Source organism: Streptomyces sp. H27-C3, from assembly GCF_030063415.1.
GTDB lineage: Bacteria > Actinomycetota > Actinomycetes > Streptomycetales > Streptomycetaceae > Streptomyces.
This window is the reverse complement of record NZ_JASITA010000044.1, coordinates 1-24,449: the sequence shown is the minus strand read 5'-3', so window position 1 is coordinate 24,449 and position 24,449 is coordinate 1. Positions and strand designations below refer to the sequence as shown.

Below are 24,449 nucleotides of genomic sequence, written 5' to 3'. Positions count from 1 at the left end.
GATCACTTCCCGCCGCGGGCGCGGCGCAGGGCCTCGTCCATGTCCGGGTCGGAGTCGGTGTTGCCGATCGGGCGTGCGATGCTGAAGCGCATCAGGGCCTCCATCCAGGTCCTGGACAGCCCCGGGGGTCCGATCCTTGGGGCTGTCGCGGTTGGTAGAGCGGGTGTCCACCGCGCTCTCCACCGCCCACCGAACAGCCCGAAGACCGGGCGGCGGGCGACTGGGCAGCGCGGGGCTGCGAAGTGCTTGGGGTGTTGCGGCGCGCGGCCTGCTGCCTTCCGCGCTGGCCACCTTTCGTCCGGGAGGTGGCGTGCCCGCGACCACTGGCTCACCCGCCGGGTCGTGCGATGTTCCGCTTACCGGCTGGGGGCGTCGTCGCGCTACCGCCGCAAGGTTCTGCGGGGGAGGGTGATCGCTCGGCCCACGCGGCAGCCGAAACAGACCGAGGTCCGCCTTGCTGCCGCTCCGTGGCACGAAGCAGGGTCGCTCTCACTTCCCCGACTCGCACCGCCGTTCACTGTGACCGGGATTCTGGCTCCGGTCTTGCCCTTCTGACGCTTCCGAACCGGTCACCCTTGCCACAACACCCGGCCAGTTACCTGGTCAGGGGCGGTAGTCGTCACCCGGTGGTCGCGTCTTCAGTTCTCAAGGAACGAGCACTCCGCCGATCCGGCCGCGATGAACACGGCGTTCACAGAGGGCTAGGCGGTCGGTGAATCTGGCCGCTTCGACCGCCGCCACACGAAGTGGCGACGATGGGAACCGTCAGAGCCGGAAGGGCTGGGGTCAGGCCGCGAGCGGCAGAGGCGCCGCGGCGGCCGGCCCCGTGAGGCGCAGCTGCGCGGCGTAGGGGAGGAGCACGTCGACCAGGCGCTCGCGCACCAGCTCGGTGGGGGTCGGGTCGGTGGCGACGATGTCGCGGGCGGCGAGCATCCGGTTCTCGCGGGCCTCGATCGCGGCGATGGCGGCGGTGATGTCCAAACCGTCCAGATGCTCGTGGGGCAGCGGGCCGGCCGCGTACATCTCCAGCGGCGTGCCGAAGGCGACGTCCAGGTCAATGCTGGCGAAGTCGGGGAGCGGCACCTCGACCGCCTCCAGGAGCGCGAGCGTCTCCGTGTCGAAGTGCTCGGTGGCGAGGCTGGCGGCGGGGCGGCGGGTGACGTTCATGAGGTGGTGCTCCCTTCGGTAGGCGCCCGATCCGAAGGCCGGGCCACGTCGATCAGGTGCATTCGTGCAGGTCAAACCAGAGGCCCTGCGTGATCGGTCGATCGCTTAGCGCTTATGTCGGTACTGTAGGTACAGAAAAATTCGCCGTCAAGGTTCTGTACCTACAGAACCAACATTTGCGAAGATGGATCTATGAGCAACAGCCGCAGAGCGCGGTGGGAGTCCGTCTACGACGACCTCCGCCGCAAAATCGACGAAGGGTCGCTAGGCCCTGGAGATCAACTCCCTGGCGAGTTCGCGCTCGCGGAGGAGCACGGCGTCAGCCGCTCCACCATCCGCACCGCCGTTACTCGGCTGGTGCAGGACGGTCTCGTCACCGAAGGACGTGGGCGGCTGGGACGTACGGTCCGGCGTACCGAATCGCTCAAGTGGGAGCTGAGCAAATTCGAGCGAGGTGAGCGAGGCGACGATCCCGCCAGGGGCGTAGACGCCTGGGGCCTGGGGGTCGAAGAACAGGGACGAACCCCCGGCGAGACCATCAAGGTCTCCATCGAGCCGGCACCTAGCTACGTGGCCGAACGCCTGGAGCTCCCCGTCCATGAACTGGTCGTGCGCCGGCACCGCATCCGGACGATCGACGACGTCCCTTTCCAACTGTCGACCTCGTGGTTCCCGGAGGACATCGCTCGCGGCACACCGCTGATGGAGGAGAGAACCGTGACGATGAACGGCGGGATCCTCGCTGCCAGCGGCTTCCCGCAGCGCAGACTTCGAGACGAGATCACCGTTCGCATGCCCCTGCCCGATGAGAGCCGCGAACTCAAGCTCCCAGTCGCCACCCCTGTCGCCCAGCACACACGCATCGGGTACGGCGACGACCGCCCGGTTCGTTGCATGGTGTCGATCGCTCCTGGCGACCGGCACGTCCTGATCTACGAAATGGAGGCTTGATCCGTGGGCTACCGCATCCGCCCCGCCAGTACTTCCGATGTCGATGCGCTGATGGCGCTGCGCACCGAGGCGGAAGGCTGGCTCTCCTCGGTCGGCACGGACCAGTGGTCCCATTCGGAGATCGCCGGCCGCGCCCTCGAACGCTGGCGAGCCACCATCGACGACGGGCGCTCCTGGGTGGTCACGGACGACCAGGGGGCCGTCGTTGCCACTGTGAGCCGCGGACCTGCCGACCCTGATTTCTGGCGCGCGAGCGACCAGCCAGAGTCCGCCTTCTACCTCTACAAGCTGATCGTCGCCCGCTCCGCTTCCGGAAACGGGCTCGGCGACCGGATTCTGGCGTGGGCTGATGATGTAGCCGCAGCCGAGGGCCGAACCTGGGTTCGCATCGACTGCTGGCGCACCAACCACGGTCTCCAGAAGTACTACGTCGACCGCGGATTCGAGTACATCAGGACTGAGTCCCCGTCGCATCGCAAGTCCGGCTGGCTCGCTCAGCGTCGCGCTGAGCGGAACTCCACTCACGATCTGACTGAGCGGCCTACCGAGAAGCAACACGTTCACTGAACACCTCCTGGCTGGAGTCGTTTTCGCTGGTGATTGATTTCTAGACCTGAGCCAGGAGGCCGTGCTAGGCCCGGCATGTAGCCAGAGATACTGGCGACATGGACACATGAGAGGGGGGTGAAATGGGGCAGCGACCGAAGGCGCTGACGCCCGAGAAGTCGCCCCTGCACTACTGGGGTTGGATGGTCCGCGAGCTCCGCAACGGCCGCAAAATCAGCCTGCGCGACCTCTCGGAGACGACGTTCATCAGCCACTCTCAGCTGGCGAAACTTGAGCACGCAGAGCGCGTCCCGCGTCTGGCCGACGCCGAAGTGCTGGACGCGGCCCTCGATGCGCGGCACCTGTTGATCGAGCTCTGGGAGCGCATCGGCAAGGCCGATGTATCCGAGCGGTCCCATGTATCCAGTTCAGGGGTCCATGTATCCAAACCGTCGTTTGACCTGGCGACGGCCTTGTCCGGGCAGGCAACGTCTGACGATGAGGGGATCTCCGTCCCCTGTCGCCTACGTGATGGACAGGTGGTTTTTGTGTCGCTCGATCGGCGCGCTCTGCTGCGCAGTGGGGTGGGGCTGGGAGCGGGGGCCGCGTTCGGCGTGGGAACGCCGGCAGTCGCGGACCCGGGTGCGGTGGCAGGGCTGGTACGACGGGCACGGGCAGCATCCACGTACGGGTCGACGCCCCTGGAGCACCTGCACAAGACGCGTCGTCGTCTCATCGACTCCGACAACCTCGTTGGCCCCCGCCAGGTGCTCCGTACGGCACGGGCCCACATCGAGGTCATCCAGACGCTGCGCCGCGAGGCGAGCGGCTCGGACAGCCGGAACCTGATGGAGCTCCAGACCCAGTTCGCGGAGTTCACGTCCTGGCTCTACCAGGACCTGGGCAACAACGAGCGGGCTCAGTACTGGCTGGACCGCGCGCTCACCTGGTCGCACGGCGTGGACGACAACGAGCTCACCACCTACGTGATGGCGCGCAAGGCGCAGCTGGCGGGCGACACCAGGGACTTGGCGGATGTGGTCGACCTTGCGGAGGCCGCTCAGCGCATGGCGCGGCCGCGCAGCCGGCTTGCTGCCGTCGGGCAGACCTACGCCTCGTACGGGCACGCCCTGCGAGGCGAGTCCTCAGCCAGCGCGCGGTCTATCGACCAGGTGCACAACGCGCTCGACAGCGTGGCGAGCGACCCGAGCCCCTGGGGCGTGTGGCTCAACGCGTCCTACGTCGAGGTGCACCGCGCGCAGGGCCTGGAGGTGATGGGCAAACACGCTGACGCGGCGGATGCGTTCGCCGCGGCGATCCGTTCCCTGCCCGACGACTACCACCGGGACCGGGGTGTCTACCTCGCGCGCGAGGCCGTCGCACACGCCGGCGCGGGAGCTCCGGAGCAGGCCGCCGCCGTCGGCCTGGACGCCCTCGCCATCGCAGAGGACACAGGAAGCGGACGGATCATTCACGAGCTCGCTCGGCTGGATCAAGGGCTGACCACCTGGAGCCAGCTCCCCGAAGTCGCCGACTTCCGCTCTTCCTTCAACGCCGTACTTGTCCACGAAACAGAAATGGATGCCTAGCAGATGACCACGCGTCCGTACGTCATCCTCTCCGCGGCCACATCGGTCGACGGCTACCTGGACGACACCAGCCCCGAGCGGCTGCGCCTGTCCAACGCGGCAGACTTCGACCGCGTCGATCAGGTCCGCGCCGAATCCGACGCGATCCTGATCGGCGCGACCACCATGCGCCGGGACAACCCCCGCCTGCTGGTGAACAGCGACGCGCGGCGAGCTCAGCGCGTCTCCGAGGGCAAGCCTGAATTCCCGCTGAAGGTGACCGTCACCGCAAGCGGTGATCTGTCCGCAGATCTCAAGTTTTGGCACCACGGCGGCAAGAAGCTCGTGGTCACCGTGGAGGGCGCGGTGGAGAAGGTGCGCGCCACCCTGGGCGATCTGGCCGACGTGGTCAGCGTCGGCACCGAGCTCGACTGGGGCCTGGTCCTTGATGAGCTCGGTCGCCGCGGCGTCGACCGGCTCATGGTGGAGGGCGGCGGCACGATCCACACCCAGCTCATGGCGCAGAGCCTGGCTGATGAGGTCCATCTCGCCATCGCCCCGCTGCTCGTGGGCCAGCCCGAAGCGGCACGGTTCCTCGGTGCCGGCGACTACCCGGGCGGGACGACTGCCCGGATGAAGGTCCTGGAAGTCCGCGCGATCGACGACGTCGTCTTCGTCCGCTACGCCCCGAAGGAGCGCGGCTGATGTACGCACCCGACCGAGACCAGGACCTGCGCTGGATGCAGCGTGCAATCGACCTCGCCGCGCTGTGCCCGCCGGCCGCAGGGGCCTACTCGGTCGGCGCGGTCATCGTCGGCGAGGACAGCACCGAGCTGGCGTCCGGCTACTCCCGGGCGACCGGGCCACACGAGCATGCGGAAGAGGTCGCCCTCGCTCAACTCTCCGATGACGACCCGCGCCTCACGAGGGCCACGATCTACAGCACGCTGGAGCCCTGCTCCCAGCGCAGCGCCTCCCGTACGCCGTGCGCGCAGCGGATCCTCGAGGCCGGCATCCCGCGCGTCGTCATCGCCTGGCGGGAGCCGTCGCTGTTCGTCGACGACTGCGTCGGCTACGAGGAGCTGGTGGAGGCCGGGGTGACGGTCGTGGAGTTGCCCGAACTGGCGGCGGCCGCGAAGGCGGTCAACGCCCATCTAGGAGGACTGTCATGACGGAGTGGCGCTTCGGCGACGTCCAGTTGCTCACCCTCGCTGAAGGCACTTGGTTCCATACTTCCCGGTTCCATCAGCATGAACAGCATCTTGTCGGTACGTCATCGGCGTGTCACACGAAGATAATTGGTAAGTTGCCCGCATGACGACTTCGAGCGGCGAGGCTCCCCTTGATAAACTGGTAGTGAACCTCACCCCAGAGATGCGCCGCGATCTGAAGATCCGGGCGACGGAGCACGGCTTGAATGTCTCCGACGCCGCTACCCACGCGCTGGGGCTCTGGTACGAGAACCCGGGTGCCGAGCCTGTCGAGGTCAAGGGCGCACGGTCGTGGGGCACTTACCTCCCGGCCGGTGGCGTGGCTCGCTTCGTCGCTGAGTGCGACTGTCGGGGCATCACCAAGGTGCAGGGAATCGCCCAGGCCATCACCAACTGGCTGATCAGCCACCCGTCCCCGGCCAAGCACCTCCTGGCGCAGCCGGTGCAGCGGATCCTGGTCGCGCTTCAGAAGGGCGGGGTGGGAAAGAGTTTCATCGCCGCCGGGCTTGCCCAGGCATTCGCCGAAGCGCTGGGTCTGAGGGTGCTGCTGATCGACTATGACCCTCAGGGGCACATGACCCGCCGGCTGGGACAGAAGCTGATCCCGATCAACACCGGCGCGAGCCTGCTGGCGCACATGTTGGGCAACGCGCGCCGTCACATCCGCCGTTCCATTGTCGTCATGCCGCAAGAGCGCTTCGCCGGGCGCCTGCACCTGCTCCCGGCCTGCAACGACGCATTTCTCTTCGACGCTGTGATGAGTGCGATGCGCACGGGCCGTGAGGAGTCTCTCGCCCGCGCCCTGGAGCCGGTCGAGAAGGATTACGACGTGATCATCCTTGATGGCCCGCCCAGTCTCGGTTTGTCGATGGATATCGCGATGCACTACGTCCAGCGTCGTGAGGGCGAACTCGCAGACCGGACCGGTGTCCTGATGCCGGTGTGGGCCGACACTCCTTCCTTTGAGGCGTACGACCTGTTCAACAACCAGCGACTGGATCTGATGCGGATGACGCGGGTCCAGGTCGACGAGCTGGGCTTCATCATCAACGCCTACGACGGTCGACGCGGCGCCTCCGTGCAGAGGAAGCGGGAGGAGTGGGAGGAGCGCACTCACCCCGGCGTCCTGGCGTTGTTCGGCGATTTGAAGGAGCAGCGCGACGCGACGGACAATCACACGCCGCTCTTCGAATGGGCGCCGGAGTGTGAACTTGTGGGCGGACTGCGGAGTATGGCAAAGGAGCTGGCGGCGTGACGACCCGACGCAAGAAGGACACCGTTCCCCGCTACCAGAGCGAGGAACGCGACCCGGACGAGCCCACCCGCAATGACCTTCTCGCCCACTACGGACTCGGTTCCGGCGAGGAGAGCGACGACGAGCGGGAGATGCGTGAGTGGGAGGAAGCCCAGGCGCGCAGGATCGCTGCGGGGGAAGTGCCCACCCCCATGGGGATGCGCCGTCCGGCCCCAACCGTCGGCCCTCCTACGGAACTGCCCCTCGCAGAGGTGTGCCACAACCCGGACAACCCCCGTGACGATCTAGGCGATGTCACCCGCCTCGGTGCCAGCATGAAACGCCGTGGTCAGCTGCAGCCAGCCGCCGTCATGACCCGTGCCGCGTACCTTGCGGCCAAGCCCGACCAGCAGGCCAAGCTTCCCGCCGCCGCCCAGTACGTCGTCATCGACGGCAACCGGCGTTTGGCCGCCGCGACCGAAGCCGGTCTGGCCGTGCTGAAGGTCGTCGTCAACGACCAGCTTGGTACGAGCCCCGAGGAAGTCCTCGAATCCGCCCTAGTCGCCAACGCGCTCCGCAAAGAGCATGAGCCACTCGAGACTGCCCAGGCGCTCAGGGACCTCATCGCCTTTTACGGGTCTCAGGAAAGAGTGGCAGAAGTCCTCGATGTCACTCAGGTGTGGGTCTCTCAGCGATTGTCCTTGCTGAAACTGACGCCGGAACTGCAGCGGGACCTTGAAGACGGCAAACGCATGGTCTCCCACCTGCGGGGCGTTGGCCATCTTCCCGCTGAGGAGCAGCGGGCCGCAGCTGACGCGAAGCGATCCGAAGCGCAGCAGACAGCTGAGGCAAAGCGCCTCGCCCGGAAGGCCCCGCGCGGTGCCCCTCCCGAAGCTTCCAAGCCTGGCCTTCACAACGCCGTTCCGGAACCGAGTGCGAGCGCAGTTCAGAACGGCGTTCTGAAAATGTCGTCCTCCCCTAGCGGCGAAACGATCCCGGACAGGGTGTCCTGGTCCGATGCCCACGCCGTCCACCGACTCATCCAGCGGAGGATGGCGCCAGACGCCCAGGCACTCCTTGGCAGACTCCTTACCGAATCGGAGATGCCTCGCGTTCCGTCCCCGTCTGCGGGTGGAACTCCGGGCCCTACCCAGCCGTTTGAGCAAGATGATCACATTGCCCCGGCCGCTTCCGCGGACGCCGACGCCGGCCTCGGAATCAAGGGGGTCGGGATGACCTAACGGCCATCGGCCGCGCGCGCCAAGAAGCGGACTAACCATCCGCTGGCCTCGCGCGGCCCGTCTACCGACCGGGCTCAAAACCCGTGTCGGTCGCTCAGATTCCAGTTGGAGCTGGTCCTGAGCTGCGGCTACCAGCCGCTCATACCAATCGGCCCCTAACCAGGGCCTGCACCACCGGCCACTAACCACGGCCACCACAGCCAGATCAGCAACTTGCATCACCCGCCCGGCCCCCACCACAGGGGCTTCGCGGTTCAGCAGAACCGGGAGGGGAGGAGAAATCTCCCCCCACCCGGTCCGAGTACGCCCCGCTTCTCACGAAGGGGGGCTTACCCGACACATCCGCACATCTGGCCAGGTCCAGCCCCGAGGGGCTCGGGTCGGTCCAGCTATATGGAAGGTGGGTCGTTCTCATAGTGCACGAGAGTGGTGTCCCCTGTCAGCCTGAGTCTGCCCGTTTCACCCCGGTTCGGGGGGCGCGGGCTTCCCGTGTGACGGGATCTGCTCATGCTATTTGCGTAGTTCGCGGCATTACTCCCCATAACAACTTGGTCACGGGTGTCACACCGTCGCAGGTTTGCGCACCTTCTTCTCGCGGGGGGCTGTACGCCCTCGCGGCCCGGACTCTGTCCACAGGTCCGCTCCTCCAGGCTCGCCGGATGATCTGTTCCTCTTCGCCGCGCCCCCGTCTCCGTCTGGGCGGACCGGTGAGCGCCATGGTCGCGCCGGACGCCCCGCTCATGCACCGGATCGGCGTTCACGAGAGCGTCATCCCGTGTGGCGGGACGGATTTCAAGATTGTTGCCCGCCGTGCGGGAGCGCCGGGGGGTATCGGGGCGTCAGGGCCTCTGTCCACAGGCGGCCCGGTGCAGGGTCGGCGGGTGGATGACGAAACGAGGGTCCTGACCGCTCTAAACGGGGGTGTCCGCTTTGGCGTGTACACCGGCCCGATGACGACACAGACGATGTTGGAATGTTCGGCCCGTGCGGTGTCCGCCGCTCCGGTCGGGGCGGTGGGCCGATGAGCGCGGGTACGGCGGCCGCCGTGCTGGACCACCCGCTGTGGGACGACGTCGACAACTCCGTCGGCGAAGCCCTGCTTCCCGGGCAGCGGTCCGCGCTGCGGTCGGTGCCGGCCTCCGGGAAGCCGGACAGCAAGGGCCCGGAGGACCCGCTGCGTCTCGGTCGCCCGATGCGGCTGCGGCTGCTCGGCGCGGTTCAGGCGCTGCTGGCGGATCCGTCGATCGCGGGGCAGTCGGACGTGGCGAGGCTCGCGGCGGTGGTGCTGTACGCGAAGTCGCGGGCACCGAAGGGCCAGAAGAACGACAACCAGACCTCGATCTGGGTCGCGGAGCTGGGCCGCTGGCTGGGGGTGGGCGAGTCGACGGTCAACCGCCGGGTGCTGGCGCCGCTGCGGAAGTCGGACGGCGTGCACACCAAGGAGAAGAGGAACGCGAAGGGGCACCCGACCGGGCTGGACTGCCTGGTCATGCCGCTGTGGAAGGCCCGTAAGAGCGGGGGAGCGGGGCACCCGTTGGCGCTGACGAAGGCGGAGCTGGCGACGCTGCTGCACCTGTGTGAGGCGCTGTTCGGGCACGGCTGGACGCCGGAGAACAAGAAGCCGACGCCGCCGGGGCTGCTGGCCGGCCGCCGGGGCAAGGGCGCTGCGACCGACCGGCTCGGACTGCTGCTGATGGTGCTGAACACCCGGGCCTCGGGCTGGCTGCAGCTGTGCGGCGGCTCGGTGAAGGCCAAGGAGGGGCGGGGAGCGGCGACGCTGGCCCGGCTGCTGGGCTGCTCGCCCTCGGGGGCGCGGAAGGTCTTGGCGCGGCTGACGGAGGCCGGTGTCGTGGCGCGGCAGCGCAAGGCGACGTCGACGCGGATGCGCGGCCGGGCCCGGGTCATGCTGCTCCCCGTGGCCCGCGCGTACGGCCGCACCCTGGCCCCCGTGGAGGCTGTTTCGGGGCCCGGTGCCGTGTTTTCGCAGCGTCCCGATAGTGCAGTCGGAGATCATGCTCCGGCCGGTGCTGCTGGTGCCCTTGGTACGTCTGGGATCGGCGGTGCTGAGCACCCCGGAGATCCGGCGGATCAGGAGCGTCCCGGTAGTGCAGAGCTCCACGCAGACCACGCTTCTATGGCTACTCCCGTCGTTCCTCTCCAGCTTGATTGTGGCTTTTCCGGCGAAGGCCGTGGGGCTGAAGGCCGTCGGCCGGAGCGCGTGTGCGTACGCGAGGACCAGGCCGCCGACAGCGAAGCCGCCATTGCCGGGACCGGGTCGCCGGTGGCCGGGGTTGGCCCGCTGCGCGGGGAAAAGCCGAATGAGTCCTCGGTCGATGAGCGGGTGGGGCAGCGCGCTGCCGTAGCTGGCGCTGGTGGCCGGCTGAAGGTCGTGGGTGGTGGAAAGACGCAGCAGCAGCGGAGGGTGGGCCTTCCGGCTGATCTTCGTCTGCGGGTGGCTCTGGGGCCGGTCTCGTGGCTGTGGGAGCGGCTGAAGAACGGCTGGCAGCAGGACCAGGTGGAGGCGGCCGCGAAGGCGGAGCTGGCGCAGATGGTGGGCCTGGGAGTGGCGCCGGAGGGTGCGCCGCGGCTGCTGGCCGACCGGCTCACCGACCGGCTGGCGGAGACCGGCGGCGAGGCCCTGGTCACCGGCCCGTACGGATGGCTGATCGGGCGGGGCCTGCCCCAGCGGCCGGCCTGTTCGCACCGCAAATGCGACGACGGGGTCCGGCTCGACACGGAGGAGGACTGCGAGAACTGCGCCAACGTGATCCACGTCCGCCGTGCCCGCCGCGCCCGGCTCGCTGCGGACATTGACCAGGCGCTGCCCGGCCTGGGTGACGACGAGCGCCGGCGCGTCCTCGAGGAGCGGCTGCGCGAGCAGGCGGCCATCGAGGCGGAGAACTTCGTGTGGCGCCGTGAGCAGGCCCGCGCGGAGCAGACCCGGCGGGAAGCGGCCCGTGCGGCTGACCAGGAGCGGGCGGAGCGCGAAGCGGCGGCCGCGGCTGCTGCCGATGCGGTGCGCCAGGCACTGGCATGCGAGGACTGCGGGCAGCACCGGGCGGCCGGGCTGTGCGAGGCGTGCGACTACCGGCGCCGGACCGAGGCCCTGATTGTGGAGGCCGGGATGGTCGCGGCCACCTGGTCCGCCGATCTCACCGACCCGGGCGCCGTCGCCGCCGTCACCGCCGATGTGCGGGAGGCGCTGGAGCGTCAGATCGCTGCTGTCCGCGCCGACTACCTGCGCGCCATGGACCCGGCCGACCAGAACGGCGACCCGGCGGGCACCGCATCCGTCCTCGCGTTCGGCGCTCTCCACACCGCTGAGCAGGCCCTTGCGGAGTACCGGCGCAACGCCCTGTCGATGCTGGGACGGAGCGAGGAAGCCGAAGCCGAGGCGCGGCGGGCGTACCGGACCGAGCAGAACCGGCGCTGGTTCCAGCACAACCCGAACGGCGCGGACGCCGTCGCGGCGGCGACAAAGGCCGCCGACACCGCCCGGGAGCGCGCTGTCGAGTACCTGCTGGCCACGCGTCTGAAGCAGCTGCGCGAGCAGGCGGCGGCCCGTACCGAGACGGCCGTGCCCGCGCCGTGGACGGACCGGCTGCCCGAGCTCGCCACCCGCCAGCTGGACGGCGACACGGCGGTGATCGCGTGACCACCGAGACGGAGCTGAGCGGCGTCGACCTCGCGCGCCAGGCCCTGCTCGCCGCCCGGGAGGCAGCGAAGAAGAACGGCGCCACCCGCCAGAAGCCGAAGCGGCGCACCGGCACCGCCGTACGACGTGACGGCCGCGAGCCGCTCGGGCTGGGGAGCGCGATCGGCATGATGATGACGGAGGGCGGCATGGTCGCCCCGGCCGCTGGCGGGAGTGTCCTCGCCCAGTTCGACGCCATCCTCGCCGCGGCCGCACCCGAGCTCGCCGGACGCGTGAAGGCCACGGCGTTCGACGTAGCGAGCGGGCGCCTGGACGTCGTCCCCGACGCCCCGGCCGTCGGCACGCAGCTGCGCTGGAGCGCACCGAAGCTGATCGCGGCCGCCAACGAGAAGGTGTCCGGCGCAAACGTCCGCGCCCTGCACGTCATGGCGCCCGCCCCCGTGAAGGCCGGCCCCGCCACGGTCGCCGCCGAACCGGCCCCGCACCCGACCGCACCCGCCGTGCCGGTGGAGCGCCGCACGCCGCCGGACGGCTACCGCCGCGCCCTCGAAGCGCACCGCGAGGCCGTGGTGCCGTCCCGGGTCGACCCGGGTATCGCAGCCGCGGTGGAGCGGCAGGACGCCGCGATGCGGGAGATGTCCCGCCACGCGTTCTCCGAGCCGCCCGCCGTGCCGGATGACGCGCCGGCCCCGATCGACCAGGCCCGCGTCCAGCGCCGCCGCCAGGCCGCCCTGACCGAGGCCGCCGCGCTGCGCAGGGCGCGGGAAGAACGCGCGGGCATCGCCGTGCCGCAGGCCGTTGCACTGCGCACGACAGCGTGAGCGGCCTGTCCGTACGGCGTCTGGGCTCGTTGTTTCACGTGGGAAACAACGAGCCGTCGCTCGAACCGGGGGACGGTGGCGCCCGGGCGGCGCGCCGTCTCTCCGCTTTCCGGGGGCGTGTCACCCGGAGGCGGGCATCAGGCGTACGGGCGGAGACCGGAACCGTGCCCAACTACAGGCTGAGAGACCGGTTCAGGGCACAGGGGCACGTCTCTGGGTTGCCGTGATCGAGGATTTTCACCCGTTCGGGTGCAGAGGCTGGCGCCGGGCACCGGAATCGACCAGGGCGTTTCGAGTGGTGCCGATTTCCGCTCAACTCGGCTGTGATTTAGGACACTTCAAGCAGTGAGGCCGTGGGGTGACCCTGCGGACGGGTGCGGGTCTTCCCTGCTCAGAGGTCCTTTTTGGACGGAGATTCGACGCCCGAAACTACGTAGCGTTCCTGCGCGTGATCATCGGGTAATTTTTCTGCCGTGGCGTTGAGTGATCCGTCGCGGTTCTCGACATGGTGGTGCTTGAGAGCCAACGGGCTTTCGGTGCGGGCCTGTTGTGCTGCGCCGCCCTCAACGAAGAGGACCCGATACGCGATGAGTACTGCATGCCGGAGGCCCGAATGAGTGACGACGGCGTCCTCGGTGATGTATCGCCCCAGGACCAGTACAGCCGGCCCGTGGCGGCGCCCCTGTCCTTGCCCTTGGACTTCGAGGGCTTCTTCCTCGGGCACCAGGAGTTCTTCCACGGCTTCGCCGAGATCCACCTCGGCAGCCGCCGCGCGGCCGAAGACGTCGTGCACCAGGTGTTCGGGGAGATCCTGGCCGGCTGGGAGCAGCTGCTGCAGGAGGGCGACCTCGAGCAGCAGACTCTGGCGGTCCTGCACCGTGCGGTCACCCGGCGCCTGGAGCGTGAGCAGCGGCCGCCGGCGTTTGTCATCAACGGGCCGATAGCGCAGAACCTGCGGGCGGTCCGCGCGGAGCTGGAGCTCAAGGAGGGCGCCTGTCATCGACGCCGCATACGAGCGCCGCTCGGTGATCGTGACCTCGAACCTGCACCCCTCGGGATTCGATTCGATCATGCCCAAAACCCTGGCGACCGCGGCCGTCGACCGGCTCCTGCACCACGCCCACATCATCCTCACCGAGGGCTCCTCGCTTCGGCTCACCCAAGCCACCACAGGCCAGGGTGTCACCCCGTTGGCCTGAGCCCGACCGAGGGACAAATAGTCATACCGGACAGGGAGATCAGCTGTCCGCACACGAGGACCTGAACGGTTCTCGCAAGATTTTCGTGAACGGGTGACAATCCGTCACGACGGTGGCATCGTCCGTACTGTGTGCTGACTTGCTGGACATCGTATTTCCGCAGCTTGGCCCGGTAGAGGTGGGGCGGGTGCAGCGGGATGGTGGCGTGGTGCACGTGACCGCGCGTACTCGGGAAGGTGTCCCCGTGTCGTGTCCGGGGTGCGGCGTGGAGAGCGTTCGGGTTCACAGCCGCTACCAGCGACGGGTCAAAGACTGCGCTGTCGGCGGGCAGCCGGTGGTAGTCGAGTTGACGGTGCGTCGCCTCTTCTGTGACCAGGACTCATGCCCCCGGCGAACTTTCGTGGAGCAGGTTGACGGGCTGACGGTCCGCTATGGCCGCTACACGCCAGGTCTGCTGGCCGTGCTCGGCGCGGTGGGTCTGGCGCTGGCCGGCAGTGCCGGAGCGCGCCTGGCCCGGGTGCTGCAGGTCGCCATCAGCCGGGTCGCGCTGATCTCCCTGGTCATGGCGCTGCCGGAGCCGGTTCTGGTGTGCCCGCGGGTGCTGGGGATCGACGATTTCGCAACCAGACGTGGTCATCACTACGGGACGTGTCTGGTCGATCTGGAGACCCACCGGGTGATCGATCTGCTGCCCGGTCGGACCGTGGAGGTCGTCAGGGAGTGGTTGCGTGCCCATCCCGGCGTCGAGATCATCTGTCGTGACCGCAGCGGGGCGTACGCGGAGGCCGCCCGCGAGGGCGCCCCCGACGCGGTACAGGTCGCCGATCGGTGGCATTTGTGGCACAACCTGGGGCGGGCAGTCGACAAGACGGTCATACGCCTGCGCCGGGGCTGGACGCCTGCCCCGGCCACCCCGCAGGAGCGTGCCGCGCCACTGGCCGAACCGGCGGAATCGCGCCTGGTCACGCGGACCCGGGATCGGCACACTGCTGTCCACGCGCTGATGGACCACGGAGCGACCATCACCGTCATCACCCGCGAACTGCACCTGGACTACAAGACGGTGCGAAGGTACATGCAGGCCCATGACGCCGAGGACCTCCTCGGCCTCGGCCCCAGCGGCCGCTACGGCGTCCTGGACCGACACGCCGACTACCTGGTGCGTCGCTTCACTGAGGGCTGCCACCGCGCCGACCTGCTCCACCGCGAACTCCAAGCCCGAGGCGTCCTCACCAGCGAACGCACGGTCCGGCGCTTCGTGCAGCGCCTGCGCGAAGGCGGCAGCGCACCGGCCAAAGCGGCCCCCACACCCCGCAAGGTCGCCGGGCTTCTGCTCACCCACCCCGACGAGCACACCGAACAGAACAGGCTGCAGCTCAAGGAACTGCGCGAACGCTGCCCCGAACTGGCCACCACCGGGGACCTGGTCGCCGGCTTCGCGAAGGTCCTGGTCAACCGGCTGGGAGCGGACGAGATCGACTCCTGGATCGTCACTGCGAAGGACGGCGGTATCGCAGAGCTGGTCTCCTTCGCCGACGGCCTCACCCGCGACCTGGCCGCCGTCCACGCCGGGGTCACCCTTGAATGGAGCTCCGGCCAGGTCGAGGGCCAGAACAACCGGATCAAGCTGTTCAAACGGCAGACCTACGGCCGCGCCGGCCTACCGTTCCTCCGCAAACGCGTCATCTGCGGATGATCCGTGACGGATTGTCACCCGTTCACGAAAATCTTGCGAGAACCGCAGACCTGGCGTGTAGCGGCCATAGCGGACCGTCAGCCCGTCAACCTGCTCCACGAAAGTTCGCCGGGGGCATGAGTCCTGGTCACAGAAGAGGCGACGCACCGTCAACTCGACTACCACCGGCTGCCCGCCGACAGCGCAGTCTTTGACCCGTCGCTGGTAGCGGCTGTGAACCCGAACGCTCTCCACGCCGCACCCCGGACACGACACGGGGACACCTTCCCGAGTACGCGCGGTCACGTGCACCACGCCACCATCCCGCTGCACCCGCCCCACCTCTACCGGGCCAAGCTGCGGAAATACGATGTCCAGCAAGTCAGCACACAGTACGGACGATGCCACCGTCGTGACGGATTGTCACCCGTTCACGAAAATCTTGCGAGAACCACCTGAACTGTCCGCTCACCCGGATGTCCCACTGTCCGTGGACACCCGAGTGCTTCAACGGCACCTTCGACCACCGATCCGACCTGTACTCGCTCGGGTGCGTGCTCTACGAAATGATCACCGGGCAGCCGCCGTTCCCCGGGGCCTCCTGGCACCTGATCAACCAGCACCTCAACGAGCAGCCGGCGCCTTTGCTCAAACGCCGGCTCGCCACCCCGCCGGAACTGGTGGCGCTCGTCACCCGGCTCCTGGCCAAGGATCCCGACGACCGCCCCGCCGACGCCTTCGAGGTCATGCTCGCCCTCCGCGAGATCGACCGGCGGTACTTCGACGAGGACTTGCCCACCCGCGGGCCGGACAGGTACGTCCGATCCGCCGTGAGCCCTCGCATCACGGCCTTCGGCGCAGTCACACAGCTTCTCCTCACCGACCGGAACCCCTGCCCGGACTGCGCTTCCACAGCCGGTGCGCACGTCACACCGGGCTGCGAATCCTGCCAAGGAAGCGGCGAGGTCTCCGCAGAAACGGCCCACCGGATCCGGATTCCCCCAGGAGTGCGACCCGGGCAGCGACTGCGACTCAGAGGACTGGGCTGGCCCGGTAGAAACGGCGGGGAGGCGGGGGACCTCTTCGTCGTCATACGGATCGAGGGATAAGACCCGGCCGTCCGGACTACCCAGGCAAGGGCGTCTTCTCGGCCAATGCGGGTGGGAATCCGGGCGGGCATTTGAGCTCTGCCCGTGCCGATTGCCGGTCCGTCACATGATCTGGGCTGGGCCACTACCGGCCCCGGACGGTGAGGAACATCGGCATGGGCGTGAGCGACAGCTATCTGTCCAAGACAGAAGTCCAGGAGATGCTGGGCGTCAACTCCTTCGGGCTGTGGCGGCTGGTACGGAAGTACGACGACTTTCCGCAGCCGACGGAGCCGCCGCACGACCCGTTCGCGGGGCTCGGCAACAAGAAGGAACCCGAGGAGGTGTGGGACGGCACCCAGCTCTACCGGTGGGCTGCCGACACCCCGGAGTTCACCCACCGCGGCGCCATCCTGCTCCGCCCGCTGCCCGAGGACCTGACGCCCGGTAGGTGGGACGGATACAAGGACACAGCCCGGGGGCCGGCACTGGACTGGCACACGGCCATCGGCACGATCCGCATCGTGCACAACGACGATCGCAAGGTCGCCACCGACGTCGCCACCGCTCTGACCGAAGCCGGGAACCCGGACGGGGTGCGCATCGTCTGCGCCCTGTACGGGGACATGAGCTTCACCGGCCCCGCCCTGGTCGCCGCCGACACCGCCCATCCCCGCATCGAGTACGAAGTCGAGTGGGGCAACGTCGCCGCCCTCGCCGGCCAGGCGCTGCCCTGGTGGCCCGAACTGCTGCGCGTGCCGGAACTGATCCGCGAATGGAAGCCCGGCACCCCGGCCGCCGTCGCTCAGGTGCCCTCCAACAAGAACGAGAAGATCCTGCGTCGCATCGCGGGCAACGACCACTTCGATGTCACCTCGCACCTGGCCGTCACCGACATGGCCAACGACATCCGCAACAACCGCACCAACAGCGTCGGGCACGACAACGAGATCTTCCCGCGACACGCCGAACCCCGTCGTCATCGCCGCGGTGCCCGACACCACCCACCACCCTCTGCGGTCCGGCGGCGATCGCGAGGTCCTCAAATCCGGCTGGCACAAACTGGCCCTGAGCAACCACCCGGACGCCGTCGCCGCGCTCGAGGTCGCCGTCGGCCGTGAACCGGACCTGTTGCCCTACGGGGCGTTCACCGAAGTGCCCGACCGGTCCGGCACGGTCATCGAGCAGTGGGCCCGCCGGCTCACGTTGTGCGATCCGACCGCAGCCCACGCCGTCCTCGCCCGCGGCGACTCCGCAGAGGCGTTCTTCGTCGACCCGCTGACCGACATGCCCGTCCTGCGGACATCGGGCGATCGCGGCAAGCCGGTCTGGCGGTTCTACGCTCCGCTGTCCCTTCCGGCCGGCGGCGCGGAGCTCGCTTCGGCGGTGCTGCACCACACCGTGTGGATCACCACCAGCGACGGCCACGTCCATCCCGCTCCCTGCACACCCTCCGAGCACCTGTGGTGGGGCGACGGCTGGGGCGACCGGCCCAGCGAGGCCGCGTCCGTCGTCAACGCCCTCCTGGACGACCTGGGTGCCACGGTGAACCTGCGGGAGCACTGGAACGCCCCCAAAGGGCTGACAGCCCTGTTCAACGACCAGCACAAGCAAGGGAGCGAACTCACCCGCAGCACCCTGCTGCACGCCCGGATGACCCGGCCGCGCACGCGCTGAACGGCTCCGTCTTCCAGCCCCGGCCTGTCCGGTCCGGGCCGCGCAGACAGAGCGAAGGGGCGGCCTCATGGGAGAGGCCGCCCCTTCGTGCGTCGTTCAGCGCAGGCGTCCGAGGTGGATGACGCTGACGCGGACCTGGCTGTCGCTGATCGCGTACATCACGCGGTAGCGGCCGACGTGGATGCGCAGGACGTCGGTGCTGCCGAACGCGCCCTCGGGGCGCGGTTCCTCGGCGAGGCGGTCGACGGCGGTGAACACCTGCCGGACTCCGGCGGGGTCGTCCTTGGCGAACCGCTCTGCCTGGGCGAGGGCCTCGGGCTCCCAGATGACCTCGTAGCTCACGCCTGGGCTCCGCCGAAGACGCGTCGGTACGCCTCATCGTGCGGAACGCCCGCGCTCTCGCCGCGTTCCTGGCGCGCGCGGTAGGCGGCCAGGGCCCGCAGCTCCTGGAGTTCGAGGGCGTCGGCGGGGCTGACCAGTATCGCGATGGTCTGGCCGTGGTCGGTAATGGCGGCCGGTTCCCGGGTGGCGCTGACCTCACGCGCGATGGCACCGAGGCGCGCGCGGGCTTCCACGATCGAGTAGGTGCTGCTCTCCGTCGTCATGCACACCACCTTACGGAAGTGTGCACATTCCCACCACCGAACGCACGTCATACGCAGTTCGTACGGCAAACGTACGCGCATCGTACGTTCCATGGGGTAGGGTGTTGGTCAGGAGGTAACCCATGTCCGAGTTGTTCGACGCGGTCGACGCGCTGGTCGCGTCCCGCGCCACACTGCCGCCCCCGGCGGAACGCAAGCGGCTGCGTGCCGCACACGGCCTGACGATCGACGAGGTGGCCACCACCCTGCAGGTGCGCCGTGCCACGGTCAGCGGCTGGGAGTCCGGCAAGACCGAGCCCCGCCCGCCGGAACGCGACGCCTACGCCCGGCTGCTCGACAAGCTCGCGGAGCTCTACCCCGCCCCGGCCGACACCACCGTGCCCGCCCCCGACGTCGCGGTGCCGGACACGTTCACCGCTACGCCCGCCCCGGCGGAAGCGCGGCCTCTGTCCACAGGGGCGGCGTCCGAGGCTGCGGTCATGACTGCACCTGAGAACACCGAGACCAATTCCGTTCCCACTCCTGCCGCCGCTGCTCCTGCTGCTGCTGCTCCGGTGGCCGCGCCGCGTTCGGCGGGCACCGCCAGGCCGACGTCGACGTCGCGCCGTCCGGGTGCGAAGAAGGCGGCCCCGGCCGCGACCACGGCGGGCGAGAGTGACCCGCGGTTCGAGAACGGTCCGCTCGCGGTGATCGACGTCGAGGACGGGAAGGTGATGGCGTACTGCGTCGGCGGCCTGGTCCTGGACGTGCCCGCCAAGAGCCTGCCGTCCCTGGTGGACTGGACCCTCAAGGAGGCCAAGCTCGGTCAGCCGAAGCTGTCCGGCCCGGGACGGCCGGCCGACCCGCTGATCGTGCTCACCGCGGCCGCGTGCGAGCGCTACGGCCTCCCGGTGACCCTCACCGAGCAGGAGCGGATCGCCGGGCGGATCCCGGAGGGCCACAAGGTCGCCAAGCAGCTGACCCGCGCCGACTGGCAGCTCACCAAGCGGGGGTTCGGGCCGTGGGCGCGGATCTACCGCCCCGCCCAGGGGTCCGACCGCCAGTGCGTCCAGCTGTGCATCCCCTCGTGGAACGCACTGGACGCCCGGTTCTGGGGTGGCGCCGCCCAGTTGCCGGCGGCGGAGCTCGCCCGTGTTCTGGGCGTGTACGCGTCCCGGGTGATGACGCCGCGCGGCTCCACCGCCGTCACCGGCCTCGAGCTCATGACCGCCCTGCACCCGCCGACCCACGCCGTACGCGATGAGGAGACCGGCCTCATGCGGCGCGCCGACGACAAGACGCCCGGGTCGCTGGGCACGGACCCGGTGGACTGCGCGCCGTGCGAGGCCCCCGACGGGCACCCGCTCCTGGTGGACCTGCCGCGTTTCCACGTCCGCGGCCCCGGCGAGAAGCTGTTCGAGGAGGCGTACGACTGGGCGCGCCCGCTCACCGACGCCGAATGCATGCGCAGCCACCTCGTGGGCCTGGACGTCAACATGGCGTTCGCCGCCGGAGCGAACGGGCTGGTCGTCGGCCTGGGCGAGCCGACGCACGTCAAGAACCCGGTGTTCGACCCGAAGCTGCCCGGCTCGTGGCTGGTGGACCTGTCCCACGTCGACCTCTCCAGGGTGAAGGCCGGCAAGGAGTGGGTGGAGCTGGACGGCGCGCTGCTGCCCAGTCCGTTCACGCCGAAGGGCGACCGCCCGACGGGGCCGGCCTGGTACGCGACGCCGACCGTCGCCTACGCGGTGGAGCTCGGATACGACGTCACGCCGACCGAGGCGCACGTGCGGTACGAGACCGGCCGCTACCTGGACGGCTGGTACGGCCGGTTGCGCGACGCCTACCTGACCACGATGGCCGATCTCGGTGTCGATGCTGATCTGTCGCCCGAGGACTTCCTGGCGGCGATGGACGGCTACAAGAGCCGCGACCCGGAGATGGCGATCGTCGTCGGGGCGGTCAAGGCGACGGTGAAGGGCGGGCTGGGGAAGCTGCGCGAGCGGCCCCGCGGTGAGGGCTGGACGTCCGGCGAGCGGTGGCGGGCCCTGTCCCGCCCGACGTGGCGGCCCGACATCCGCGCGGCGGTCATCTCCCGCACCCGGATGAACCTGCACAGGAAGATGGTCAAGCACGCGGCGTTCACCGGGCAGTACCCGGTCGCGATCCTCTCCGACTGCGTCGTCTACGCGACCGACGGCCAGAGCCCGCTGGACTTCCTGCCCTACCGCGAGGGCAAGCCGCTGCCGGGCGGCTTCAAGCTCGGGGTCAACCCGGGCCTGGTGAAGCACGAGGGCACGCAGACCACGCTGTGGGGAGAGGGAGCCCGGGAGCAGTTCCAGGCCCCTGAGCTCAACCTCGCCCGGTACATCAAGGACGGCACCGTCACCGACAAGGACAACGGGGAGTAGGAAGCGGCATGACCAAGGAGTTCGGGGACGGCCTCAACCAGGCGGTGGCGAAGGCGTTCACCCGCCCGGCACCGAAGAACGCGGGCCCGCAGATGCGGTACCTGGTCAAGCAGCTCGGCGGCACGAAGGCGGTCGCCCAGATGCTGCGGGTCTCCCAGCGCACCGTGGAGCGGTACGTGAAGGACCAGATCAAGAAGCCCCGCCCGGACCTCGCCGCGCGCCTGGAGCGCGAGGTGAAGGCCCGGTGGCAGCCGCAGATCAGGGCCAAGGCGAAGGAGAAGGCGGCGACCACCGGCGGCATCGTCATCGACGTCCACGCCCGCCTCGGCTACGCCGGAGCGTCGATGGACTCCACCGATGAGGACCGCGAACGGCACCTCACCGTCGCCCTCCCGCCCCAGTACGCGGCCCGCCTCTTCGACGCCCAGGAGCAGGGCGCCACCGAGGACCGGCTGCGCGAGCTCACCGCCGAAGCCCTCAAGGAGGTCTACTTCCAGGACAGCGGCCGCCGCGCCGGCTCCCTCCAGGAGGTCCAGATCAACGACGTGCTGAACCTCGGCTTCCAGCTGTAGGCCGTACCCCGAACAACCCGTGAGCCCCGGACCGTCGTCCGGGGCTCACGGCATTCCGGGGGCACGGCGGACTTCGCGCCGGTGGCACGACCTCTACGCTGAGGCGATGGATCTGAACACCCACGAACGGGCCCTGCTGGCCGCCGTCTCCCAGGCGCCTGCCCCGGCCGCGATGTCCACGTTCTTCCCCGCCCTCACCCGGGCTGTCCCGCCCGAGGTGCACGCCCCCGAGGACGACCCGATCCGCGTCGCCTGGGCAGACGAACAGTTCGCGCTCTACGGGGCGTCGGTCTCGCTGTGGCAGAAGAACCTGGTGCGGGTCGTCCAGCCGGCCAACGGTGAACGGCCGGACCTGGTCGAGGCCACGGACGCAGGACGTGTGACTGGACACGCTTGTTGGCGGCCGGACGTTGGCGTTCTGGCTGGTCACGGAGTTTCTGGCCAACGCGGTTGGCGGGCGCTGGCCGGGATAGTTGGCGGCCCTGCGGTCGAAACGGCCGGTTTCGCGGACAAATCCGCAGGTCACGTGGTCCTCGGCTCTGGACCCGCCAACTCCGTGGCCAACCGCCAGCTATCGCGGCCAGTCACAGGACGCACCGCGCTGGCCTGAGCCACCCGAACGCCTGGCCTCTGTCCACAGGTTCCGCGTTCGAGCATGCGGACATGACCCAAGAACACGAGCAGCCGGTCCCCGCGCGGGGCAAGGTCCTGGACGCCCTGGCCCGCGCGGAACGCGCCGTCTTCACCCGGAAGATCCCGCAGTCCGCCAAGGCTAAAGTCGAATTCCTCCTCACGCGCACGAAGGCTTCGACCAAGGAGCTCGCCGAGCGCCTGAACACCTCCCGGCGCACAGTGGAGCGCTACCGCGCCGGGAAGCTCAAGAAGCCACAGAAGAAGCTCCAGGAAGCCCTGGTGAGGGAGACCGAATCCGAGTGGCAACCGCAGGTCAGGGCGCAGGCAAGGGAGCGCGCGGCCACCTCCGGCGGGATGTGGGTGGAGTGCGAGGCATACTTCGGGTTCACCGCGAACGGCAGCTCGGACGACGGCCGTGTGCGGTACATCAGCACGCCGATCTCCCCCACGTACGTGGCTCAGATCCTGGCCGCTCGCGACGACGGTGCAACGGATGAAGACCTGGAACCCATTGTCGCGGAGGCCATAACGGAGTCGTATTTCACCGACTGGGGCACGCGCGCGAAGGGATTGCGCTCCGATTTCACGTCAGTCGGATACATCAATCTGTCGTTTTAGGTGCGGTGAATCTCCGCCTGCTATAAACCTGGGGTACGGCCCGCCGACGGAGCGCTCTGGCAGCGGGCCGTACCCCTTTTCCGCAATGAAACAGCGAGGCCCCCGGATGAATACTCCCTCTCACCGGCGACCGCGCCGCCCTTTCACCGGCGGCCCCGGGCCCGCACCGGTCGACCAGGCGAAGGTGGGCCGCGGCTCGGTGCGCCGCCGCGCCCGGGGCATGACGCATACGGAGGCCGCGGCCGCGCTCGAGGACGCGCACTTCGCGGCCCGGCAGGATTCCCGGCACGAGGACCTGGCCAACGATGAGCGAGGGCCGGCGGAGCTCGCGGAGTGGGCGCGCATGTGCGACATGAGGTCGCTGACGATGAGAGGGGTTGGGCAGTGAGACGCCAACTCCCTGACCTGTGACCGATGGTCGGTCCCCAGCCTCCAGGGCCGAGGAGCAATCCGAGGTCCCGAGCGGAGGTGGTCAAGCTCAAGACTCCCGCGGGCCATCGTGGGGGAACAAGCGAAGGGGAAGTTCGGACGGGTGAACGCAAGTGAATCTTCGATTTAAAGAGTCGTTAGCCACAACGCCGCGCCGATGGCCAGCATTCGGCGGCGATAACTCCTGGTGTTGAGAAACACCGTGCGACGGAGGCCCTGATGCGGGGGCCATGGGCCGAGGACAGCCCGACCGTAGGTTACCGCAGGAGTCGGCTCAGAGAAGGCACCCACCCCGAACGCAACTCATCACAGCGGAACATGGAAACCCCGTATAGGTCCGGAATAGTCAACCGGTAAGCCGGAGGCAACAATGGTCGAAACCCTATGCGGGACAGGATGGTTCGATAAGCAAAAGCCGCTTGAGCGAAAGTTCAGGGGAAGGGGAACGTCGCACAAGGTCTCACGCCTGACGTTCCTATAACCCGGCGGATACGGGTTGACTGTGGCCCGGCCCGAAAGGGAGCCCACGCGAACCAGGTGGACACTGAAGAGACGATGAGCGGGACCTTATACATCGACGCAAGTTAGACGGGACGGGTGAGCGGCATGCAACATGATGACTGCGAGGTCATCCCGAACGGAGTTGATGGCGAGCCGAGTAACTCCCAATTCTGGACCAGTGTGGACTGGAAGGCGGAGTACCTGGCCGTCGAGAAACTGCGTCAGAGAATTTTCAGGGCATCTAAGAGTGGAAATCTGAAGCAGGTGCGCAACCTGCAAAAGCTCATGCTGCGTTCCCGAGCGAATACCTTGACAAGTGTCCGCAGAGTGGCGCAGATGAGCACCGGCAAGAAGACGGCAGGGGTGGACGGTGCCGTCGCGATGGGGCCGTCGGAGCGGGGCAAACTCGCCCGACAACTCATCGCAGGCACAATCGTGAAACCATCACCTGTCAGACGTGTGTACATTCCTAAGGCTAACGGAAAGTCCAGACCGTTAGGAATTCCGATGGTGGTTTCATACTGCGCCTCCTGCTGTGACGATTTGGGATTTTGGAGTGTGCGGCCTTGTCTGAGCGGCGAGTTGATGGCAGATGGCCTCGTTTTCCCTGGTCCAGGGGATGCTGAGTCGGCCGCCTTTGTCTCGGTGGACGTTCAGGCGGCTGCGGG

At 68.6% G+C, this 24,449-nt stretch carries 23 protein-coding genes and 1 pseudogene; 19 read left to right on the top strand and 5 right to left on the bottom strand.

Annotated features, from left to right (window positions below; genetic code table 11):
* Nucleotides 1–786 precede the first annotated feature (786 nt).
* Nucleotides 787–1,167: a hypothetical protein gene (locus QMK30_RS31860; protein WP_283521811.1), complete on the bottom strand. Its 381-nt coding sequence runs from the start codon at nt 1,165–1,167 to the stop codon at nt 787–789.
* 192 nt (nt 1,168–1,359) lie between these two features.
* On the opposite strand from QMK30_RS31860, the gene QMK30_RS31855 reads away from it, so the two are divergent.
* From QMK30_RS31855 to QMK30_RS31815, 9 genes are all read left to right on the top strand, one after another.
* Nucleotides 1,360–2,118, top strand: a complete 759-nt coding sequence (locus QMK30_RS31855; protein WP_283521810.1) for a GntR family transcriptional regulator — start codon at nt 1,360–1,362, stop codon at nt 2,116–2,118.
* Nucleotides 2,119–2,121: 3 nt separating this feature from the next.
* Nucleotides 2,122–2,685, top strand: coding sequence for a GNAT family N-acetyltransferase (locus QMK30_RS31850; protein WP_283521809.1), 564 nt, complete (start codon nt 2,122–2,124; stop codon nt 2,683–2,685).
* A 122-nt stretch (nt 2,686–2,807) separates the two neighbouring features.
* Nucleotides 2,808–4,253, top strand: coding sequence for a helix-turn-helix domain-containing protein (locus tag QMK30_RS31845; protein WP_283521808.1), 1,446 nt, complete (start codon nt 2,808–2,810; stop codon nt 4,251–4,253).
* Nucleotides 4,254–4,256: 3 nt separating this feature from the next.
* Nucleotides 4,257–4,937 carry a RibD family protein gene (locus QMK30_RS31840; protein ID WP_283521807.1) on the top strand — a complete coding sequence of 227 codons (681 nt, stop codon included), beginning with the start codon at nt 4,257–4,259 and terminating at the stop codon, nt 4,935–4,937.
* Nucleotides 4,937–5,404: a deaminase gene (locus QMK30_RS31835; RefSeq protein WP_283521806.1), complete on the top strand. Its 468-nt coding sequence runs from the start codon at nt 4,937–4,939 to the stop codon at nt 5,402–5,404. Before QMK30_RS31840 ends, QMK30_RS31835 begins: the two co-directional genes overlap by 1 nt.
* Nucleotides 5,405–5,546: 142 nt before the next feature.
* A complete protein-coding gene (locus QMK30_RS31830) occupies nt 5,547–6,698 on the top strand; it encodes an AAA family ATPase (RefSeq protein WP_283521805.1) in 1,152 nt (383 codons plus the stop codon).
* Complete coding sequence (locus QMK30_RS31825) at nt 6,695–7,918, top strand: ParB/RepB/Spo0J family partition protein (RefSeq protein ID WP_283521804.1); 1,224 nt, start codon at nt 6,695–6,697, stop codon at nt 7,916–7,918. The genes QMK30_RS31830 and QMK30_RS31825 overlap by 4 nt, the downstream gene beginning before the upstream one ends.
* Nucleotides 7,919–8,939: 1,021 nt before the next feature.
* The gene (locus tag QMK30_RS31820; protein ID WP_283521803.1) at nt 8,940–11,573 is read left to right on the top strand and encodes a hypothetical protein; all 2,634 of its coding nucleotides are present in this window, start codon (nt 8,940–8,942) and stop codon (nt 11,571–11,573) included.
* Nucleotides 11,570–12,394, top strand: coding sequence for a DciA family protein (locus QMK30_RS31815; RefSeq protein ID WP_283521802.1), 825 nt, complete (start codon nt 11,570–11,572; stop codon nt 12,392–12,394). The genes QMK30_RS31820 and QMK30_RS31815 overlap by 4 nt, the downstream gene beginning before the upstream one ends.
* A gap of 391 nt (nt 12,395–12,785) precedes the next feature.
* Here the strand turns inward: QMK30_RS31815 and QMK30_RS31810 are convergent, their stop codons facing one another.
* Nucleotides 12,786–13,466: a hypothetical protein gene (locus tag QMK30_RS31810; protein WP_283521801.1), complete on the bottom strand. Its 681-nt coding sequence runs from the start codon at nt 13,464–13,466 to the stop codon at nt 12,786–12,788.
* Between QMK30_RS31810 and QMK30_RS31805 the strand changes: the two are divergent.
* Both QMK30_RS31805 and QMK30_RS31800 read left to right on the top strand, forming a co-directional pair.
* Nucleotides 13,390–13,593, top strand: a pseudogene (locus tag QMK30_RS31805) (ATP-binding protein); the annotation flags it as partial. The gene QMK30_RS31810 and the pseudogene QMK30_RS31805 sit on opposite strands and share 77 nt — an antisense overlap.
* A 112-nt stretch (nt 13,594–13,705) precedes the next feature.
* Complete coding sequence (locus tag QMK30_RS31800; protein ID WP_283521800.1) at nt 13,706–15,289, top strand: ISL3 family transposase; 1,584 nt, start codon at nt 13,706–13,708, stop codon at nt 15,287–15,289.
* Here QMK30_RS31800 and QMK30_RS31795 read toward each other — a convergent pair.
* Nucleotides 15,254–15,544 carry a transposase family protein gene (locus tag QMK30_RS31795; RefSeq protein ID WP_283521830.1) on the bottom strand — a complete coding sequence of 97 codons (291 nt, stop codon included), beginning with the start codon at nt 15,542–15,544 and terminating at the stop codon, nt 15,254–15,256. The genes QMK30_RS31800 and QMK30_RS31795 overlap by 36 nt on opposite strands.
* Before the next feature lie 200 nt (nt 15,545–15,744).
* On the opposite strand from QMK30_RS31795, the gene QMK30_RS31790 reads away from it, so the two are divergent.
* Both QMK30_RS31790 and QMK30_RS31785 read left to right on the top strand, forming a co-directional pair.
* On the top strand, nt 15,745–16,377 hold the full coding sequence (locus QMK30_RS31790; protein ID WP_283521799.1) for a serine/threonine protein kinase: 633 nt from the start codon (nt 15,745–15,747) through the stop codon (nt 16,375–16,377).
* 155 nt (nt 16,378–16,532) lie between these two features.
* A complete protein-coding gene (locus tag QMK30_RS31785) occupies nt 16,533–17,477 on the top strand; it encodes a hypothetical protein (RefSeq protein WP_283521798.1) in 945 nt (314 codons plus the stop codon).
* A 652-nt stretch (nt 17,478–18,129) separates the two neighbouring features.
* Here QMK30_RS31785 and QMK30_RS31780 read toward each other — a convergent pair.
* Entirely contained in the window at nt 18,130–18,375 is a 246-nt protein-coding gene (locus QMK30_RS31780) for a type II toxin-antitoxin system RelE family toxin (protein ID WP_283521797.1), read from the bottom strand.
* Nucleotides 18,372–18,638, bottom strand: coding sequence for a type II toxin-antitoxin system Phd/YefM family antitoxin (locus QMK30_RS31775; RefSeq protein WP_283521796.1), 267 nt, complete (start codon nt 18,636–18,638; stop codon nt 18,372–18,374). The genes QMK30_RS31780 and QMK30_RS31775 overlap by 4 nt, the downstream gene beginning before the upstream one ends.
* Before the next feature lie 122 nt (nt 18,639–18,760).
* Between QMK30_RS31775 and tap the strand changes: the two genes are divergently transcribed.
* The 6 genes from tap to QMK30_RS31745 form a co-directional block, all read left to right on the top strand.
* Nucleotides 18,761–21,028, top strand: a complete 2,268-nt coding sequence (tap, locus tag QMK30_RS31770) for a telomere-associated protein Tap (RefSeq protein ID WP_283521795.1) — start codon at nt 18,761–18,763, stop codon at nt 21,026–21,028.
* A gap of 8 nt (nt 21,029–21,036) precedes the next feature.
* Nucleotides 21,037–21,600, top strand: a complete 564-nt coding sequence (tpg, locus tag QMK30_RS31765; protein WP_283521794.1) for a telomere-protecting terminal protein Tpg — start codon at nt 21,037–21,039, stop codon at nt 21,598–21,600.
* 106 nt (nt 21,601–21,706) lie between these two features.
* Nucleotides 21,707–22,210, top strand: coding sequence for a hypothetical protein (locus QMK30_RS31760; RefSeq protein WP_283521793.1), 504 nt, complete (start codon nt 21,707–21,709; stop codon nt 22,208–22,210).
* A gap of 53 nt (nt 22,211–22,263) precedes the next feature.
* Nucleotides 22,264–22,851, top strand: coding sequence for a telomere-protecting terminal protein Tpg (gene tpg / locus QMK30_RS31755; protein WP_283521792.1), 588 nt, complete (start codon nt 22,264–22,266; stop codon nt 22,849–22,851).
* A gap of 106 nt (nt 22,852–22,957) precedes the next feature.
* Nucleotides 22,958–23,239, top strand: coding sequence for a hypothetical protein (locus tag QMK30_RS31750; protein WP_283521791.1), 282 nt, complete (start codon nt 22,958–22,960; stop codon nt 23,237–23,239).
* Nucleotides 23,240–23,886: 647 nt separating this feature from the next.
* Nucleotides 23,887–24,449: reverse transcriptase N-terminal domain-containing protein (locus tag QMK30_RS31745; protein WP_283521790.1), on the top strand; the 563-nt coding region annotated here is incomplete at its 3' end.

Coding starts and splice junctions, on each gene's coding strand:
- QMK30_RS31860 (WP_283521811.1), bottom strand. CDS start 1,167: ATGAACGTCACCCGCCGCCCCGCCGCCAGCCTCGCCACCGAGCACTTC.
- QMK30_RS31855 (WP_283521810.1), top strand. CDS start 1,360: ATGAGCAACAGCCGCAGAGCGCGGTGGGAGTCCGTCTACGACGACCTC.
- QMK30_RS31845 (WP_283521808.1), top strand. CDS start 2,808: ATGGGGCAGCGACCGAAGGCGCTGACGCCCGAGAAGTCGCCCCTGCAC.
- QMK30_RS31840 (WP_283521807.1), top strand. CDS start 4,257: ATGACCACGCGTCCGTACGTCATCCTCTCCGCGGCCACATCGGTCGAC.
- QMK30_RS31835 (WP_283521806.1), top strand. CDS start 4,937: ATGTACGCACCCGACCGAGACCAGGACCTGCGCTGGATGCAGCGTGCA.
- QMK30_RS31830 (WP_283521805.1), top strand. CDS start 5,547: ATGACGACTTCGAGCGGCGAGGCTCCCCTTGATAAACTGGTAGTGAAC.
- QMK30_RS31820 (WP_283521803.1), top strand. CDS start 8,940: ATGAGCGCGGGTACGGCGGCCGCCGTGCTGGACCACCCGCTGTGGGAC.
- QMK30_RS31810 (WP_283521801.1), bottom strand. CDS start 13,466: ATGATCGAATCGAATCCCGAGGGGTGCAGGTTCGAGGTCACGATCACC.
- QMK30_RS31790 (WP_283521799.1), top strand. CDS start 15,745: ATGTCCCACTGTCCGTGGACACCCGAGTGCTTCAACGGCACCTTCGAC.
- QMK30_RS31785 (WP_283521798.1), top strand. CDS start 16,533: ATGGGCGTGAGCGACAGCTATCTGTCCAAGACAGAAGTCCAGGAGATG.
- QMK30_RS31775 (WP_283521796.1), bottom strand. CDS start 18,638: ATGACGACGGAGAGCAGCACCTACTCGATCGTGGAAGCCCGCGCGCGC.
- tap (WP_283521795.1), top strand. CDS start 18,761: ATGTCCGAGTTGTTCGACGCGGTCGACGCGCTGGTCGCGTCCCGCGCC.
- tpg (WP_283521794.1), top strand. CDS start 21,037: ATGACCAAGGAGTTCGGGGACGGCCTCAACCAGGCGGTGGCGAAGGCG.
- QMK30_RS31760 (WP_283521793.1), top strand. CDS start 21,707: ATGGATCTGAACACCCACGAACGGGCCCTGCTGGCCGCCGTCTCCCAG.
- tpg (WP_283521792.1), top strand. CDS start 22,264: ATGACCCAAGAACACGAGCAGCCGGTCCCCGCGCGGGGCAAGGTCCTG.
- QMK30_RS31750 (WP_283521791.1), top strand. CDS start 22,958: ATGAATACTCCCTCTCACCGGCGACCGCGCCGCCCTTTCACCGGCGGC.